At 67.0% G+C, this 16147-nt stretch carries 21 protein-coding genes; 18 read left to right on the top strand and 3 right to left on the bottom strand.

The genetic code is table 11. The features are described 5' to 3' along the window. Positions 1–304 precede the first annotated feature (304 nt). Genes ACIREO_RS30930 through ACIREO_RS30920 form a run of 3 tightly spaced genes read left to right on the top strand, consistent with a single transcriptional unit; the run spans position 305 to position 1565 of the window. Entirely contained in the window at positions 305–529 is a 225-nt protein-coding gene (locus ACIREO_RS30930) for a hypothetical protein (protein ID WP_014155143.1), read from the top strand. Beyond that, positions 526–1269 carry a GntR family transcriptional regulator gene (locus ACIREO_RS30925; protein ID WP_404116165.1) on the top strand — a complete coding sequence of 248 codons (744 nt, stop codon included), beginning with the start codon at positions 526–528 and terminating at the stop codon, positions 1267–1269. Before ACIREO_RS30930 ends, ACIREO_RS30925 begins: the two co-directional genes overlap by 4 nt. After that, the gene (locus tag ACIREO_RS30920; protein WP_014155141.1) at positions 1266–1565 is read left to right on the top strand and encodes a hypothetical protein; all 300 of its coding nucleotides are present in this window, start codon (positions 1266–1268) and stop codon (positions 1563–1565) included. Before ACIREO_RS30925 ends, ACIREO_RS30920 begins: the two co-directional genes overlap by 4 nt. A gap of 193 nt (positions 1566–1758) precedes the next feature. On the opposite strand, the gene ACIREO_RS30915 is transcribed toward ACIREO_RS30920, so the two are convergent. Further along, on the bottom strand, positions 1759–2307 hold the full coding sequence (locus ACIREO_RS30915) for a hypothetical protein (RefSeq protein ID WP_404116163.1): 549 nt from the start codon (positions 2305–2307) through the stop codon (positions 1759–1761). Between the two features lie 827 nt (positions 2308–3134). Here ACIREO_RS30915 and ACIREO_RS30910 point away from each other — a divergent pair. Next, positions 3135–4706 carry a TIGR04141 family sporadically distributed protein gene (locus ACIREO_RS30910; protein ID WP_404116161.1) on the top strand — a complete coding sequence of 524 codons (1572 nt, stop codon included), beginning with the start codon at positions 3135–3137 and terminating at the stop codon, positions 4704–4706. A gap of 366 nt (positions 4707–5072) precedes the next feature. On the opposite strand, the gene ACIREO_RS30905 is transcribed toward ACIREO_RS30910, so the two are convergent. Then, positions 5073–5537, bottom strand: coding sequence for an NUDIX hydrolase (locus ACIREO_RS30905; RefSeq protein ID WP_404116159.1), 465 nt, complete (start codon positions 5535–5537; stop codon positions 5073–5075). An 18-nt stretch (positions 5538–5555) separates the two neighbouring features. On the opposite strand from ACIREO_RS30905, the gene ACIREO_RS30900 reads away from it, so the two are divergent. The 12 genes from ACIREO_RS30900 to ACIREO_RS30845 all read left to right on the top strand — a co-directional run bounded on the left by ACIREO_RS30900 (position 5556) and on the right by ACIREO_RS30845 (position 12900). After that, complete coding sequence (locus tag ACIREO_RS30900; protein WP_404116157.1) at positions 5556–6335, top strand: GntR family transcriptional regulator; 780 nt, start codon at positions 5556–5558, stop codon at positions 6333–6335. 139 nt (positions 6336–6474) lie between these two features. After that, positions 6475–6828, top strand: a complete 354-nt coding sequence (locus ACIREO_RS30895; protein WP_404116155.1) for a hypothetical protein — start codon at positions 6475–6477, stop codon at positions 6826–6828. Between the two features lie 2 nt (positions 6829–6830). Next, the gene (locus tag ACIREO_RS30890; RefSeq protein ID WP_404116153.1) at positions 6831–8183 is read left to right on the top strand and encodes an FtsK/SpoIIIE domain-containing protein; all 1353 of its coding nucleotides are present in this window, start codon (positions 6831–6833) and stop codon (positions 8181–8183) included. Positions 8184–8265: 82 nt separating this feature from the next. Next, on the top strand, positions 8266–8451 hold the full coding sequence (locus ACIREO_RS30885) for a hypothetical protein (RefSeq protein ID WP_056702247.1): 186 nt from the start codon (positions 8266–8268) through the stop codon (positions 8449–8451). Further along, on the top strand, positions 8451–9116 hold the full coding sequence (locus tag ACIREO_RS30880) for a DUF2637 domain-containing protein (protein ID WP_404116151.1): 666 nt from the start codon (positions 8451–8453) through the stop codon (positions 9114–9116). Before ACIREO_RS30885 ends, ACIREO_RS30880 begins: the two co-directional genes overlap by 1 nt. 18 nt (positions 9117–9134) lie before the next feature. Then, positions 9135–9320, top strand: coding sequence for a hypothetical protein (locus ACIREO_RS30875; RefSeq protein WP_126931169.1), 186 nt, complete (start codon positions 9135–9137; stop codon positions 9318–9320). 5 nt (positions 9321–9325) lie between these two features. Further along, on the top strand, positions 9326–9517 hold the full coding sequence (locus tag ACIREO_RS30870) for a mobile element transfer protein (protein ID WP_404116149.1): 192 nt from the start codon (positions 9326–9328) through the stop codon (positions 9515–9517). A gap of 12 nt (positions 9518–9529) precedes the next feature. After that, positions 9530–9685 (top strand): hypothetical protein, encoded by a 156-nt coding sequence (locus tag ACIREO_RS30865; protein ID WP_010060553.1) that lies wholly within the window; start codon positions 9530–9532, stop codon positions 9683–9685. A gap of 27 nt (positions 9686–9712) precedes the next feature. Then, positions 9713–10027 (top strand): SpdD-like protein, encoded by a 315-nt coding sequence (locus ACIREO_RS30860; RefSeq protein ID WP_404116147.1) that lies wholly within the window; start codon positions 9713–9715, stop codon positions 10025–10027. A gap of 91 nt (positions 10028–10118) precedes the next feature. Next, on the top strand, positions 10119–11534 hold the full coding sequence (gene repSA / locus ACIREO_RS30855) for a replication initiator protein RepSA (protein ID WP_404116145.1): 1416 nt from the start codon (positions 10119–10121) through the stop codon (positions 11532–11534). Between the two features lie 2 nt (positions 11535–11536). Then, positions 11537–11758, top strand: a complete 222-nt coding sequence (locus ACIREO_RS30850; RefSeq protein ID WP_030123122.1) for a helix-turn-helix domain-containing protein — start codon at positions 11537–11539, stop codon at positions 11756–11758. Further along, the gene (locus tag ACIREO_RS30845) at positions 11758–12900 is read left to right on the top strand and encodes a tyrosine-type recombinase/integrase (protein ID WP_404116143.1); all 1143 of its coding nucleotides are present in this window, start codon (positions 11758–11760) and stop codon (positions 12898–12900) included. The genes ACIREO_RS30850 and ACIREO_RS30845 overlap by 1 nt, the downstream gene beginning before the upstream one ends. An 855-nt stretch (positions 12901–13755) precedes the next feature. Here ACIREO_RS30845 and ACIREO_RS30840 read toward each other — a convergent pair. Next, positions 13756–14637: a bifunctional DNA primase/polymerase gene (locus ACIREO_RS30840; protein ID WP_404116141.1), complete on the bottom strand. Its 882-nt coding sequence runs from the start codon at positions 14635–14637 to the stop codon at positions 13756–13758. A gap of 253 nt (positions 14638–14890) precedes the next feature. Here ACIREO_RS30840 and ACIREO_RS30835 point away from each other — a divergent pair, with 253 nt between their 5' ends. Then, positions 14891–15202, top strand: a complete 312-nt coding sequence (locus tag ACIREO_RS30835; protein WP_404116139.1) for a hypothetical protein — start codon at positions 14891–14893, stop codon at positions 15200–15202. A 218-nt stretch (positions 15203–15420) separates the two neighbouring features. After that, positions 15421–15975, top strand: a complete 555-nt coding sequence (locus ACIREO_RS30830; protein ID WP_404116137.1) for a SigE family RNA polymerase sigma factor — start codon at positions 15421–15423, stop codon at positions 15973–15975. The last annotated feature ends 172 nt before the right edge of the window (positions 15976–16147 follow it).

Here is a 16147-nt window from a genome sequence, read left to right as displayed (position 1 = left end):
CGTCCGTATCTGCTGGCGTGGGAAGAGCGTGTACGGACGCGCACGGTGCTCGTGGCCCCCCATCTGCCGGCCGACGCCTGGTCGGCCCTCGCGGGGGCCCACTGATGCCACCTCGCCGACAACCACACCCCACGGGCACAGTTCCCTCCCCGTACCGCTCGATCGCGTGCTGGATCGGCACACACCACTCCTGCATCGAGCCCTCCCCGTCTTTGGCGCCGGCCGACGTACCGGTGATCTACGAGGTGTGTGACTGCCCGTGCCACTCGACCCCTGACTCGTCTGTGCCCGTGGAGGTGACGGCGTGAGGGACCGAGCCCCCGTCGGTGCGCTGGCCTCCCCCGTCGAGGTCACCGCGGCAACCGTGCAGCGCGGCGACATCATCCAACTCGGCGGCCAGGCCTGCCGAGTGAGAGACCTCTTCCAGCTCCCCCACGGAGCCAAGCAACTGGTCTTCGAGTCAGGCGAACTGCTGGCCATACACACGCGTACCCGGCTCATCGCCCTGCGACTGCGGAGAAGGCGGTGACCCACTCCGTGCCCCGACGCCATCACGACATCGCCGACGACCTACGCCAACAGATCACGACAGGCAGCATCAAGCCTGGCGAACGCCTCCCGTCCGAAGCAGGTCTTGCCGCCCGGTACAGGGTCAGCACGGTGACCCTGCGACGCGCTCTCGCCGTGCTCCAAGGCGAAGGACTCGTCGAGAAGATCCACGGCAAGGGGAACTACGTCCGTCGCCCCCGCCGCAAGATCATGTACGTCGGCGGCTGGGGCACGCTGGACCCCTGGACGGCGGCCGAGCCAATGTTGCGCATCACGGTTCGCCACACCACGGTTCCGGCTTCCGTGCACCTGACGACGTTGCTGAAGGTGCCAACGGGCAGCCCTCTCGCCGAGTACACCTGCCTCAGCCTCGAACAAGGGACGCCGCACGGCCTGGCCCGCATCTACATCCCGCGAGACCTGGCCCCGGCCGGAGTCCTCGACGACGACTCCGTGTGCCGGGAGGCAGCCACGCGATTCGCCGTCCTCGGCCCGTCGCCGGCCACCATCCGAGAAACGGTCTCCGCCCGCTCTCCCACCCCAGACGAAGCGTCGGCCCTCCGGATCGGATCCACCACGGCCGTCCTCGCGATCACCCGCATCGCCACCGACACCAATGGCCGCGTCGTAGAAGCCACGCTCCTGGCTTTTCCGGGGGACCGAGTCGACGCCGTCTTCACCGCCCACCACGTGCTCGACGAGAGGCCAACTCAAGGATGACGACACCGAACGAACTTCGGCTGCTCCCGTGGTCAGGCCCGGGGGACAAGCCCTGCTACCTGAGCACTGACGACGTGGGCGGTCACATGTCCCGCCTGGCGGACACCATCGAAGCCGTCCAACTGGGCATGGCCGCAGAACTGTTGGAGATGGCAGCGGTAACCCTCGACGATGAGGACACGGATCCGATTGAACTTCGCCGCCTGGGCCGCGCCCTGACCGGCGCCGTGAAGGACGTGCTCCGTATCGCGGTCAGCCGCGGTCATCGGGTGGCGGCCGATCCTCACCGAACCTGATTAGACGCTGGCTGAAGGAGGCCTTCTCTTACGCGGGGAGGGGAACCCGAGCACTGAACCGGGCTTCCTTCCCCTGGCCTGTGCCACTCGCTCCGCCAACGACCGCTAGCAACCGGTTGCCTGTGCACATCTGGCGCGGAAGCCCCTGTCACGATGCGGGCACATTTGACTTGCCAAGACTCTCGGGTGCAGGTCACGAGCGACGAGCCACGATGTGAACGGTCTCGCCCTGCATGATCTTGTCAACCACATCTTTGAAACCATCGGCAAAGTCCATTCCCAACGTGAGGAGATCGGCACGTAGATTGCCCAGATGCTGTGCACTTCTCAGTCGGCGGACCTTCTCAGGTGCCTGGCACGTGATTTCCTCGATGGACGGCCCTGGTAAAGACGATCTCGGTGTAACGGCGAGTGGATCCGCTTCCAGCCCGGCAGATAGGTAGAAGCCACGTTCACGTATGGACGCTGCTAGATCGAGTTCGATGCGGTCGATGGTGTAGGACAGTGCCGCGTATTTGAGCCGCGGGAGGGCGCTGCGCGTGCCTTCCCGTGAAATGGAGGTGGGCGGAGTATCTGGTTTCCCCTGGGCTTCAAGAGGTGCCGAGGAGGACGGCACGTACAACGGCTGCTCGGCCAATCCTGGCGGGTCGGTTGCTGCTGCATTTCCTGATGCTGCCAGCCAAAGATTGTAGAGGTGGCCTTCCTCGACTTCCAGATCCGATCCGGGGATCGTCTGCACCATCACCTCGGTGAGTAGCTGAACTAGCCCCCAGGTAGGCAATCGATCGCTGGAGAAGACGTCGTGAATTCGGCTCTTGCTGGCGACGCCGGCGCCGACACCATCCGCAAGGTCGCGAAGGGACGGTAGCCCGGCTCGCAGGTGCAGGCCGTGGAGGGCATCACTTAGAGCCTTCTGCGGTCCTTCTCGTAACGGAGGCTTCCTCAGCCTTGGCATATCCCACCACCCTGTCCGATTCCGTCCGATGACGTCCGACTGTACAGACAGTTGTCCGGCCGTGTCTGGGGCGCTTCCCGCTCAACCACCCTCGGTGGCAGCAGCGTTGTCGACGAGGGGGATCAGTATGTGGGTATCTGCGTCAGCCTGGCACGCCATCATCGAAGGTGCTCTGAGCGAGGCACTGGGCTCACTTCTCGCCGCCGGTGGCGTGGCTGCCGGCAGTTGGTTGCTTCGGTGTGTACGACGATGGGGGCAGGGCAGGGCCGCAGCTGCTGATGCCGCCACGCCGCGCCAACCTGGGCTCGGCAGTCAGATCGATAACTAAAGGCAGGTCCCACCTCATTGCCCCAGGGCCGGGCCCTCTGACAATGATCTGAGCCGGTGCGGGATGACTTAAGGGCTATGTGATCAGGCGGTTTGCGAAGATGCAGCCCGTGGGCGGGATCTTGCTGGGGCTGTACGACTGGGGCCTGATTCCAATGGAATCGAATCAATGTTTTATTACTTTCGGGTAGTAATCGCGCGATGATAGTCGCGCTCGCCCCCTTTTCAGTTCCTGCACAATCTGAGAGCATGATTCATCATCATGATCGACGCTGGGGGCGGGGCGCATGCGTGTTTCGATTTACCTTTTTCGCGAAGAAGTCCAAGACTTTGGACGCTTGCTGCGGGAGTTTCCTGACGGGGCTAGGCTCCCGGAGCAGCGAGATGTCATCGACGGGGTAGAATTGGACTGCGAGATTTGGGTGATGCCGCAAGACCCGAAGCCGCCGATGTGGGCCAAATATGTATCCCCCATCGTTTCAGTTTCTGATCTCAAGAATTCCACTGCCTCTGTAGCCGTGTTCCTTAAGGTTGACGACAGATTCTTTGCGGTCTGCTTCGGGTACGCTCACTCTCTTCTGAATGGAGAGCTGCTGGAGCCTGAATTTGGATTGCGTGTCACCGCAAATATGGCCGACCCGCTCAAAGTTGCAGCCATGCAGGTTAGGACGTTGAGCGAGAACTCTCGACAGCAGCGAAGTCAAACAGCCAATAAAACTCGTGTGGCTGAATTTGACTTGGAGGTAGAGAAGGAGTGGCTGCGCTATCTTAAGGCGGATGTCACCGACGGCGTTGATTGGGCAAGTGGGGTGGGGGGATCGCAATCCCTTTCCCTGACAACTTCGCAGGGTCTCAGGGATTTTCCCGAAATACTTCGCGCTCTTCTCTCCGAGTTTCACTCTGATTCGTACAAAGCCAAATTTCCTTACATTGACAACTTTGTGCCCATCCCCAAGGGGGATCCGGTGAGGGAAAAGCTTTGGGGCGAGCTTATCGCGGCGGTGGAGAATCCGCAGGGTAAGAAGGTGGGGGTCGCCTGTCCCGATGATCTTGTCGGGGCAGACGTTGCGTACTGGAAGATTTTTGGCGACCGTAAGCGTAGGGAGCCCATCGAGGAGCTCACATTTGAAAATGTCGTCGCGCAACTGGGAGACTTCGGAGAGAATCGCGAAAAGCTGAAAATTATTCCGCTGAACTCGGCAGATGCGCCAATCCGTACGAAGCGAAACCTTTGTGACTATTTCGTCTTCGAGATGGATTTCAACGGTGAAACCTATGCGCTCTGTCTTGGTCAATGGTTCCGCATCGCGTCAGACTATGTGAGTGAGATAAATAAAAGGGTCGTCGAAATTGAGGATGTGACGGGCTCACTGAACCTGCCGCCTTGGAAGGGGGGTCGAGAAGGCGACTACAATAAGGCGGCATGCAAGGCGCAAGGGCACATTCACCTGGATGCTCGAAACTTCATGATTGGCGGGCCTCATCAGAAGGTTGAAGTTTGCGATTTTTTGACGCGCGGATACGATTTCGTATGCGTCAAGAAAATGGAAGACTCTGCCACTATGTCCCATCTTTTCAGTCAGGCGGCGGTCTCGGCTGATTTGTATTCGGTAAATGCGGTTGGGCAGGGGGCGAACGCCATAGGCTACGCAGACCACGTGAGGTCGCTTTACAGGGCTAAGTGGGGTGCTCCTGACGGCGTGGAAGCGAACAGGAGGATGGTTCTTGCCATCGCGACGGATAAGCCCGGACCTATAGCTCAGTCGCTTTACTTTTTCAGTAAGGTGAATCTGGTTCAACGCGCCATGGATCTTCGGAAGTCGGGCTTTAAAGTAGGGATCGCTAAAATTGATCGATGATCGGTCCGAATTCGCTGCGGCTGTGAGCACGTCGGCGGAGCGGGTTTGGCCGGTGTCCTGCCCGGTTTGGGGTCGAGCATGATCAGGGGGCCGTACGCTGGTCGGCAACTCGGGCAGGCTGTGATCCTGCCCGGAATTTGAACGAGTGGCCCCCTGGTCTTGCTCGACGCGGGACCCGAACCGGGGAGGTGGCTAAAGCCGTGGAGCCGACCGCCCCAGCCACAGAGGGTGTCTCCCCACTCCATGCCCGCAGCCGCCGAGCGCGCCGCCGGGCGCGGCCAGCCGGGGCGAAGACAGAGGCAGGCCGCGCCGCTGAGGCGGCGCGCGCCCGCGCCGTGCGCGGGCCTTGATGAAGTAGAGAAAGTCTTATCCCGCTGTGGTGAGTTGCTTGCCGTCGTGGCTCCGCACGTGGGGGCCGTTGCCGTCCAAGGCGTCCAGGAGACGGACCGCGTAGACCTCGGACATGCGCTCGCTGACCTCGTCGGGTGTGAGCCAGGAGACGGCTGTCGACTCGCTTGATGTGCGCTCGGTGCCGCCGGACGGCTTGCAGCGGAAGACCAGGGCGACGATGCCTCGGGTCGTGTTCTTGTAGACGCCGGTGAGCTGGTCCACCTCGACGTGGATGCCTGTCTCTTCCCAGACCTCGCGGGCAACGCCGGCCTCGGGTGTCTCGTTGAGTTCGAGGATGCCGCCGGGGAGCTCCCAGGTGCCGTTGTCGGCTCGGCGGATTGCCAGGAGGCGGCCGTCCTCGCGCACCACTACTCCGGCGACGGACACGGAGTGCAGGGGAGGGGGTGTCGCTTCCTGTGGTTGACTCATGTAGAGGAGCATAGGACGCAGGGAAGGACTATGGGAACTGTGGCGGGAGGGGCCGGTTCCGGGCCTCGGTATGTGCAGATCGCTGAGGACCTCGTGCAGCAGATCCGGGCGGGGGTTCTCAAGGCCGGCGACATGGTGCCGAGTGAATCCGAGCTGGTGGACCGCTACGGCGTCTCCGGCGGGACGATCCGTAAGGCCATGGTCGAGGTGCGGGCGAGTGGGCTCGTCGAGACCCGGCACGGCAAGGGCTCGATCGTGAAGAACCGGCCCCCCGTGCGGCACCGCTCCTCCGATCGCTTCCGGCGTTCGCTCCGGCAGGGTGGCCAGGCTGCCTACCTCGCGGAGTCGACGCAGTCCGGCGCCACCGCCAAGGTCAGCGTCCTCTACATCGGCCCCATAGAGGCGCCCGACGATGCCGCCGAGCGCCTGGGCGTCCCCGCCGGTACGCAGGTGCTGGCCCGTCGGCGCCTCTACTTCCGTAACGGCACCCCGGTCGAGACCGCCTCGTCCTACCTACCCTGGGACGTGGTGAAGGAGATCCCGGAGCTGTTCGCCGAGAACCCCGGGGGCGGTGGCATCTACGCCCGACTCGAAGACCACGGGCATGAGTTCGCAGAGTTCGTCGAGACGCTGCAAGCGCGCCCGGCCTCGAAGTCGGAGGCGTCGGAACTGGCGCTCAGCCCTGGTGCGCCCGTGGTTCACCTGATCCGGGAGGCCCGTACGACCGCGGGTCGGGTGGTCGAGGTGTGCGACACGCTCATGGCCGCTGACCAGTTCGTTTTCGAGTATCGGATCCCTGCTGACGACTGACGTCCGCTCAACTTCCCGCAACCCGTCGTGAGTTCTTCATCGCGGCGGGTTGACTCATGTACAGGAGTCAGGCACTCTTCTTCATGTCACTCATGTATATGAGTGGTGGAGTTCGGCATCTATAGAGGAGTGATCTGCTGTGCGTCAGATTCCCGTCGACACCTCCAGCGCTGTCGTGATGGTCGCCAAGCCTCCGCAGGTCAAGGTCCGTGACCGCCGCACCGGTGAGATCGCCACCGACATGGAGACCGGTGCTCAGCTCATGACCGTGGACGTGATGTTCGCGGCGAACGAGGAGGTGGAGATCCTGTCCGTCACCGTTCCGGAGCCCGGGATCACCGGTGAGCTGGCCATGGGTACGCCGGTCGCGCTCACCGGCCTGGTCGCCCGTCCGTGGGAGAACGACTTCAACGGCCAGCGGCGGCACGGCATCGCGTTCCGCGCGGTCGCGGTCACCTCGCTCGCCGACGCCACAGGGTCGAAGGCGGCCTGATCATGACCGCCTTCACGGTCGCTCTGGTGCTGGTCGTCGCTGCTGCGGGTCTCCTGCGGTGGCGGCGGCCCGCCTGGTACTGGCTGGTCTTCGGGGTCACCCTGGCCGCGCTGCGGGTCTTGGTCCGATACCGCTCGGTCATGGACGCGTGCGGGTTGACCGTTCCGCCGGCGCGGTGGCGGTTATCTCTGGCTCGGGCCACCAACCAGCCGATACCTGAGCCCCGCCCACCGCGTATCCGGCGACTGCGGCCGACTCGCACCGGCCTGGTCCTCCGACTCAAGCTCCGCCCCGGCCAGGACGTCTTCGACATCGCCGCGGCCTCGGACCGGCTTCGGCACTCGTTCTCGATGTTCGGCGTGACCTCGCGTGAGGTGCGGTCCGGTGTCGTCGAGGTGCGGATGACCGGATACGACGTGCTCAAGCGGGTGCAGATGCCCGCTGAGACGGAGACCCGGGCGATGCGGGTACCGGTCGCCCTTCGGGAGGACGGATCGGTGCACTACCGCGACTACCGCGCGATACCTCACGCCCTCACTCTCGGTGCCACGGAGTCCGGCAAGTCGGTCTACCAACGCAACCTGGTCGCCGGCCTTGCTCCTCTGGACGTTGCCCTCGTCGGCATCGACTGCAAGCAGGGGGTCGAACTCTTCCCGCTGGCGCGCCGGTTCTCAGCGCTGGCCGACAGCCCGGACACAGCTGCCGAACTCCTCGATGCACTCGTGGCGCGGATGGCGGACGTCTACCGCCTCATCCGTACCCAACAGCGCATCACCGTCGATGTGCCGGACGCGGAGATCGCCGCCGACATCTGGGACCTGCCCAAGGAGCTCCGCCCGACCCCGGTCGTCGTCTTGGTCGACGAGGTGGCCGAACTCGCCCTGTACGCAACGAAGGAGGAGGAGAGGCGGCGGGACCGCATCATCACCGCCCTCGTCCGTCTCGCGCAGCTCGGCCGCGCCGCCGGTATCTATCTCGAAATCTGCGGACAGCGCTTCGGCTCCGAACTCGGCAAGGGCATCACCATGCTGCGCGCCCAACTCACCGGCCGCACCGCCCACCGTCTCAACGACGAGACCTCCGCCAACATGGCCTTCGGCGACATCGCCCCGGACGCGGTCCTCGCCGCCATCCAGATTCCCGCCGAACTGCGAGGCCTCGCCATCGCGGGAGACGCGTCCGGCGGTTGGCACCGCATCCGCGCTCCGCACACCTCGCTCCGCCAGGCCGTGAACCTCTGCAACCGGTACGCCGACAGGACCCCGGACCTGCCCGAGCTGGTCCCCTTCCGGCCCACCACCGGCACCGCCACCGAGCTTGTGCCATCGGCGAAGGCCTCTCCGGCCACCGCCTGAACTCTCCCCCCCCACCCGGTAGGCGTGACCGTCTTCGCGCCGAGTCCCTACCACTGCCATGCCCAGAGAAGGGAGAACCGCCATGTGCCCCGACTGCGAGGACTTCGCCCGGACCGTGCTTCTGCTCGGCCAACTCGCTCTGTACGCCGACATGGCCGGCGCCGACCTCGACTTCGTGGACGTCGTCAGCCCGTCGCTCGCAGTGTCGCTGCCGGAGCCGCCGCCGGGCACGTTCCCGGACGGCTCCGACCCCGCTGAGGACTCCTGATGGGCGCCCGGCACGGTCTCCGGATCGATGCGGTGTTGATCCAGGCGGTCATCGCCGGAGCTCTGTCCTTCGCGCACCTGCACGACCTCGCCGCCGCGGCCGGACAGGACGGCTGGAAGGCATGGGCCTACCCGGTCAGCGTCGACCTGCTCCTTGTCGCCGCCTGGCGTCGGCTGCGCAGCGAGGGTCCGTCCCGGTTGGCCTGGTGCTGGTTCCTGATCGCCCTGTTCGCGTCGCTCGGCGCCAACGTCGCCACCGCCGGGTTCCTCGACCTGGCCGACCCGCCGGCCCCGCTCCGGCTCGGCATCGCCGGATGGCCCGCACTCGCCTTCCTCGGCGGCACTCTCCTCGCCCACTCATCGGGGAAGCCGGAGCCAGCCCCGCCAGCCGCCGTCACGGAGACGAAGGACGTTGAGCCGGCGCGTGTGCCTGACGCCGCCCCGATCCCATCCCCGGTCGATGAACCCCCTGCGACAACGGCCCTGCCCTCGCCACCGACCCCGTCCCCGGATACGCCCGTTCCCGCCGTGCTGATCGACCACGCCCGCAAGGTCGCCGACGAGTACCGCACCCGCACCGGATCACCGATCGACACCGACACCCTCCGCTCCCGCCTCGGCGTTCCGCCCCACCTTGCCGACGCTATCGCCGCCCGCCTCAGCTGACCGCAAAGGAGAACTGAGATGACCCACGACCCCGCCGACCTGACCGTGGCCGACTACCTCGACGGAGCGCGTGAGATGGCCGCAGCCGGACGTCCCTTCCTCGCTCACCTGCTCGCCGAGGAAGCCGCACGGCGCGTCGACGACCCAGCCACCGCCCGCAGCATCCGCGCCCAGTACACCGACCCGACGACCGACAGGGGCTGACCGGCATGCCCGCCCGCGACAGCTTCCACTCCGTGATGCATATCGGCCCCGTGCAGATCGGCACCCACCGCGACCGCACCGGCCGCACCGCCCACGCCGCCGTCTGCACGGCCGACCGCTGCGGCTGGTCCGCCGACTACTCCAGCCGGACCGCCGCCCAACTCGCCGCCCGTACCCACCGCTGCACCGTCCGTTAGGAGACAGCGTCCATGGACGTCCCCCTCTGGATCGCCCTGCTGGTCGTCGGCTACCTCGGCATCAAGCTCTTCCGCCCGCCGGTGTGGCTGATCTGCGTGCTCCTCCTCGGCGGCTACCTCCTCGCCGACAGTCTCTTCGCGTCCGTCATCGACACCGCCGTCAAGTAACCCGCGCCCGGAAGAGGAGAACCACCCATGTTCCAGCCCAAGATCCCGATCATGCCGCAGCCCTCGGGCCTGGTCACCCCGCCCGCCGTCGTCCAGCCGACCACCATCACGCCGGGCACGCCTGCCCCGGCACCCGCCGCCGCCACTCCGTCGACCCGTCCGGTCTTACAGCTCACCCCCGGCACTGCGGTCGCGCTCGTCGGTGCCGGTACTGCCGTCGCCCTGGTCGTCGGCACCGTCCTGGTCTCGCTGCTCCTGGCGGTCGCCGTCACCAGTGCCTCGGTCGCCGTCTGCGCGGTCGTCCTGCGCTCCCTGATCGCGTCCGACGCCAAACGCCACTGACCGGCCCCCGGGCGGCCTCGATACCGCCAAGCATCCGCCGCCCGGGAGCCGTGCCCACCGATCGATCTCGCAACCGGAAGGAACCCCCAGCATGGCCCACCGGCCCTCACCCTCGAAACAGAAGCCGTTCATGCCCGCCCCACAGCTCGACCCGACCGTCCTCGGGGACGTCCTCCGGGTGGCCTCGGCCTCCGACTACACCCGCTGGGAGGACCAGATCCGCCGCACCGGCGGCTGTGCCGACCCCGTCCATCTGAGCGGCTGGGTAACCCACAAGGACAAGACCACCGGCGAGACCCTGCACCGCTACTCGACCGCGTACGAGCCGGGCGGACGCCTCCGCATCGCCTGCGGCAACCGCCGCGCCTCCCGCTGCCCTTCCTGCGCCTGGACCTACGCGGGCGACACCTACCACCTGATCCGCGCCGGCCTCGCCGGAGACGACCGCCGCGACATCACCGCCGCCGTCCGCGACCACCCGCGCGTCTTCGCCACCCTCACCGCACTCTCGTTCGGCCCTGTCCACAACCGCCCCGACCAGGGCACCTGCCGGTGCGGTACCGCGCACGCCTCGGACTCCGGGGACCTGGGCTCCGCCCTTGATCCGGAGACCTACGACTACGCGGGCGCCGTGCTCTTCAACAACCATGCTGGGGAGCTCTGGCAGCGTTTCACCACCCGACTCCGCCGCGAACTCGCCATCCACGCGGGCGTCCCCCGCCGTGAGCTGGGCGACCACCTCCGCGTCTCCTTCGGCAAGGTCGCCGAATTCCAGAAGCGTGGAGCCCTCCACTTCCACGCCGTCGTACGTCTCGACGGCCCGGAGGGACCTTGTACTCCGCCGCCCTCTTGGGCCACCGTCGATCTCCTCACCGACGCGATACGCGCCGCAGCCGCGCACTCGTACACGTCGGTCTCCGTCCCGGCTGCCGGTGAACAGTCGGCCCGGACCTTCCGGTGGGGCCGGCAGCTCGACGTCCGCCCGGTCAAGGCCTTCGGCGACGGTTCAGATGTCACCGAACAGGCAGTCGCCTCCTACGTGGCCAAGTACGCCACCAAAGCCGCCGAGAACACCGGCACCCTGGACCGCCGTATCGGTGAGCTAGCCGAACTCGACCGCCACCGCGTTCCCGATCACACCCGTCGGCTCATCACCGCATGCCGTGAGCTCGACAGCCTCTATCCGGACCGGCGCCTCTGGGCCTGGGCGCACATGCTCGGCTTTCGCGGTCACTTCTCGTCCAAGTCCCGCACGTACTCGACCACTCTCGGTGCCCTCCGCCAGGAACGCGCCGACTACCGCGCCGCCCAGGAGGCGCCTGCCCTCGGCCTCGCAGACCGTGAACCGGACACCGTCCTCGTCCTGGCGGACTGGCAGTACGTCGGCCATGGACACACACCCGGCGAAGGAGCTCTCGCCGCCACCATCGCCCGTGACCTCCAGACGAACCGCGAGACCGCCCGCGACGCGCTGAAGGAACGCACTGCCAACGAGGGGGAGTGGTGACCGTGGCGGACCGACTGCTCACCGTGAACCAGGTCGCCGAACGCCTCGGCACCGGTCTCCGCTTCCCACGCCGGCTCATCGAGGAACGCCGCATCACGTTCGTCAAGGTCGGCCGACATGTCCGCATCCCCGAGAGCGCCGTGGAGGAGTACGTCAGTGCCCACACGGTGGCGCCGATCGTCCTGCGGCCCACCTCGGCGTACTCGTACCGGAGGGCCGCCTGATGGCCGCCAAGCGTAAGTCCCGACGCGCCTTCGGCCGGATCCGGAAGCTGCCGTCCGGCCGGTTCCAGGCTCGGTATCCGGGGCCTGACGGCGTGCTGCGTGCCGCTGATCAGACGTTCGCGACAACGACGGACGCCGATCGCTGGCTGGCACGGAAGCGGATCGAGATGGAAGAGGGCCGCTGGCTCGACCCCGCTGAGGGACAGACCACCGTCCGCGATTGGTCGGCACGATGGCTCACCGCGGTCTCCCCGCAGCTGAAGCACAAGACACGGGCGTCGTACCGATCCCTGATCAACTCGCTGATCGTTCCGGCGCTCGGTGACCGTGAGCTTTCCAGCCTTCGGCCTATCACCATCGTCGAATGGGTCGGTGCGATGAAGACTCGTGGTCTCAGCGCCTCGCGGATCAGGCAGGCCTACCGGGTGCTCTCGCAGATCATGCGGGCGGCCGTCGACAACGAGATGATCGGGCAGACCCCGTGCCGGGGTGTGAAGCTGCCTCGAATGCCGCAGACCGAGCCTCACATCCTCACCCCGCTGGAAGCCTCACGGATCGTGCGGAGCGCGACGAAACCGCATGACCTGCTGATCTCCTTGCTCGCCTACGCGGGTCTGCGGGTCGGTGAGGCGTTCGCGCTCCGGCGAGCGGACATCGATGTGTCCGGCGGCCTGGTCCTCGTCGATGAGAACCTGGCCGAAGCGAACGGCACCCTCGTCTTCGACACCCCCAAGTCCCATCAGAAACGGGTCCTGCGGATCGGCCCCTCGCTCGCGTCGCGGATCGGCCGGCACCTGGGGACGCTGTCGGGTGGGGGGGACGCCCTCCTCTTCGTCACCCCTGGCGGCAAGCCTCTGCGATACAACCAGTGGCGCAAGGCGTACTTCGACCCCGCCGTGGCGGCGGCCGGGCTGACCGACGTCACTCCGCATGATCTCCGCGCCTCACACGGCACTTGGGTCGCCGACCGGTACGGCGTGATGACCGCAGCCCATAGGCTCGGACACTCGAACGCGAGCGTGACCACTCGGCACTACGCCCGGCCTGTGGCAGGTCGTGACGACCAGGTGGCGGAGGCGTCGGACTCCTGGCTCAGCGGGTCGGACACCGACGACGGCCCTGCCGGTGTCGCTTCGGACTGACCACCGCGCCTCTCCAGGCAGTTGAACGGCCCCGGACCATGTACCTGGTCCGGGGCCGTTTTCCTGATGAACCCCTTGGACGTCCCGGCCCGGCACGCGGTAGAACCCGATGTATGACCGTCTTCTACTGCGCCAAGTGTGGGACCGCGCTCACTGGAGACCTGGTGGCGCTGCCGATCGTCCCAGAAGTGGATGACTCCGATCGTGGTCGGGACAAGAAGACCGGTCGGGCTCCCTCCACTGTTCCCAGGGGGCACTACGCCATCGACCTCGACCCGTGGGGCGCTCCGTTCGTCGTCGCCGATGCATCCCCCCGCCTGGCTCACAGCACGGGCCGTGAGCTGCTGAGAGCTGACTCCCATGTCACTACGTCCGCCGGATGCCGTGACAGCTTTGTCCTTCACCCGGACGATGTCGTGCCGCGCCTTGAACCCTTCACCCTCGGGGACAACTGGCTTGGGTGCTGCGGTCCCACTGGCGCGCACGGCCCCAACCTGGCCTGCCCCTGCGGCTCCCGCCTGGCCACTTGGGCGGCCGATTGTTTGGGCCCGAATGAACTTCACCTTGACCCGGTCCGTGTCTACGCCTGGCATCAGGAGTCACGACGCTGAGCGAGGGGCACGTAGCGGGCACGAAGACGATGACAACGGCTCCTCCAGGATGCCTGTACCCGTCTGACCTGCGGCGGAGTCCAGAAACCGGCCGACCCGCGAAAGGTCTTGAAAACCGTCGTGGCAGCGATGTCACCGTGGGTTCAAATCCCACACCCACCGCAGAGAGACGGCCCCTGACCAGGTGAATCGGTCGGGGGCCTTTCTCATGGCGGGTCAGCAGTTCATCCCGGAGCGGGGCCCGTCAGGCGTTCCGCCGTGGGGTGGTCAGGCGGGCGGCCGAGGCTATCGCGGCGCGGGCCTCCTGTTCTGTGAGGCCTGTGCTGATCGCGGCGGCGGTGAGGGAGTCCGCGAGTTCGTCGCCGAAGCCGTGTTCGTACGCGCGGCAGGCTGCCCAGAACAGACGGGTGTTGCGCTGGCCCTCGTGCGCGGCGTGTACGAACTGGACCAGGCCCTGCCCCTGTCGGTTGGGTGAGATCCGGCCGGTGGCGTGGCGGGGGCGCGGCGGGGGTGTGAGCAGGCGCAGCAGCGCGCGGGGGCAGGAGGCCGGTGCGAGGTGGGCCGTGCCGGGGGCCAGTTGGTATCTGCCGTGGGCCGTGACCGAGCCGGGGCCGACCAGGTAGCCGCCGGCTCCGCGTACGTCGATACCGGGAGCGAGGCGGCCGGCGGAGTTGGGGACGGAGACGCCGGACGGGCCCGTCAGCCAGAGGTGCCGGCCGCCGCTGGGTGTGAGCACCGTGACGGTGGGCGGAATGGTGAACAGGTGCTGGAGGGCCAGCTGCTGGAGCGCGGCGACGGAGTCGTTGCCGTGGGTGGTGTCGACGTCGAGGTCGATGCCGATCAGGCGGTGCGGCTCCTGCCCGCAGGCGATGCCGTATCCGGTGGCCCTGGGCGCCGCGGCGAAGAGGGCGCGGACGGCGGCCGGGTCGGTGGTGGCGTCGTGCACTCCGTGGCCGGGCAGCCCGCAGGCGCCCCGGCAGTGCACGGGAGGGTCCTCGTCGTGGTGCGGTGAACGCAGTGCGGGGAGCTTGGTGGCGGACAGCGGGAAGACGGGGAGCCCACGCTCGGCGGCGGAGAGCGCGTGGGCCAGGGCCAGGGTGGCGGTCTGCCGGTCGGTGGTGGCCATGGAGTTATTTTCGCACACGCGTTCGAAGAAGGGGAGAGGGGTGGGCTTCTCGGGGTGGAACGCTTCTCCTCGCGCGGGAGGTTTATCGGGTGTTCTTCATACGTGCGGGGGAATCGCGCGGCATGTGCGGTTCGCCGGGGATGCGATGGGCAGTTCTGCTTCCGCGACGTCGTGACCAGCATTGAGGCGGTAGGCCAACCGCTTCGGAGACCACCCGTATCAAGCAGCGTTCTCGGTTCCTGGAGGAATTGACATGGCAAGTATCCGTACCGCTCGCGCCCTCGCCGTCGTCGCCGCCCTGCCTCTCGCCGCCGCCTTGTTCGGAGGGGTCGCGGTCGCCGACAACGGTTCGTTCGCGAACGACGGATCGAACGCGGCAGTGGCGACCATCGGGAACGGCGGCGTAGGCGGCAACAACTCCGGAAATTCGTCCACGTCGCAGCAGCAGGCCACCGGCCTCGGTGCCTCCAACCACAGCAACTCGGCCCAGGTGAACGGATCGGCCTTCACCGCGATCGACCAGTCCACGGACATCATCGCGGTGACCTTCACGCCGCTCTGGTGAGCTGAGCGGGGCGGGCCCGTGTGGTGGCGGTGATGCCGCCGGCGCACGGGCCGCTTCCGTACGAACGGCGGCGTACCCGGGGTGAGGACCCTGATGCGGGCGGGTCCTCCCTCCACCTTCAGGAGGTGGGGCCCGCCCGGCCCCTACAACCTGAGGCGGACGTGGCTTCGGGACCTGGGGCCGATCCCCTCGGCCGCCCCCGCTCCTAGCGTGGAGTTATGACCACGCCAGTCTGCACCGGCGCCTCCAGGGCGGTCGCTGCCTCCGCCGGACACCGTCGCTATCCGTCGTTCTCGTCCTACGTGCGGGCCAGGGGCCCCGTGCTGCTGCGCACCGCGCGTTCCCTCACCGCGAACCCCAGCGACGCCGAGGACCTGCTGCAGACGGCCCTCACCAAGACGTATGTCGCCTGGGAGCGGATCGAGGACCACCGGGCCCTCGACGGATACGTCCGGCGGGCCCTGGTGAACACCCGGACCTCGCAGTGGCGTAAGCGCAAGGTGGACGAGTTCGCCTGCGAGGAGGTGCCCGAGAAGGAGGCCGCGCCCGCGCCGGACCCGGCCGAGCAGCAGTCGCTGCACGACGCGATGTGGCGTGCCGTGCTGAAGCTCCCTGACCGCCAGCGCGCCATGGTCGTCCTGAGGTACTACGAGGACCTGAGCGAGGTCCAGACGGCCGAGGTGCTCGGCGTGTCCGTCGGCACGGTCAAGAGTGCCGTGTCACGGGCGCTCAGGAAGCTCCGTGAGGATCCGGAGCTCACCCCGGTCCGCTGACCGCGGCTGCTCCGTGCGGGCGGTGCAGGACCTCTGACGCGGGTGCCCCGGCCTCGGTGCCGGTGGATCTCCTCCCCTCGCGCGGGCTCTCCCGCAGCTCGCGCGGGTCTTCCCGCGCCCCGGTTCTGCCGGCCGACACCGATTCGTACTCCCGGAAGTAGTGACATACCGC

Source organism: Streptomyces sp. NPDC102441 (assembly GCF_044765585.1).
In the GTDB taxonomy this organism is placed as follows: domain Bacteria; phylum Actinomycetota; class Actinomycetes; order Streptomycetales; family Streptomycetaceae; genus Streptomyces.
Note: the sequence above shows the minus strand (reverse complement) of the source record. Positions and strands in the feature narration are given on the sequence as shown.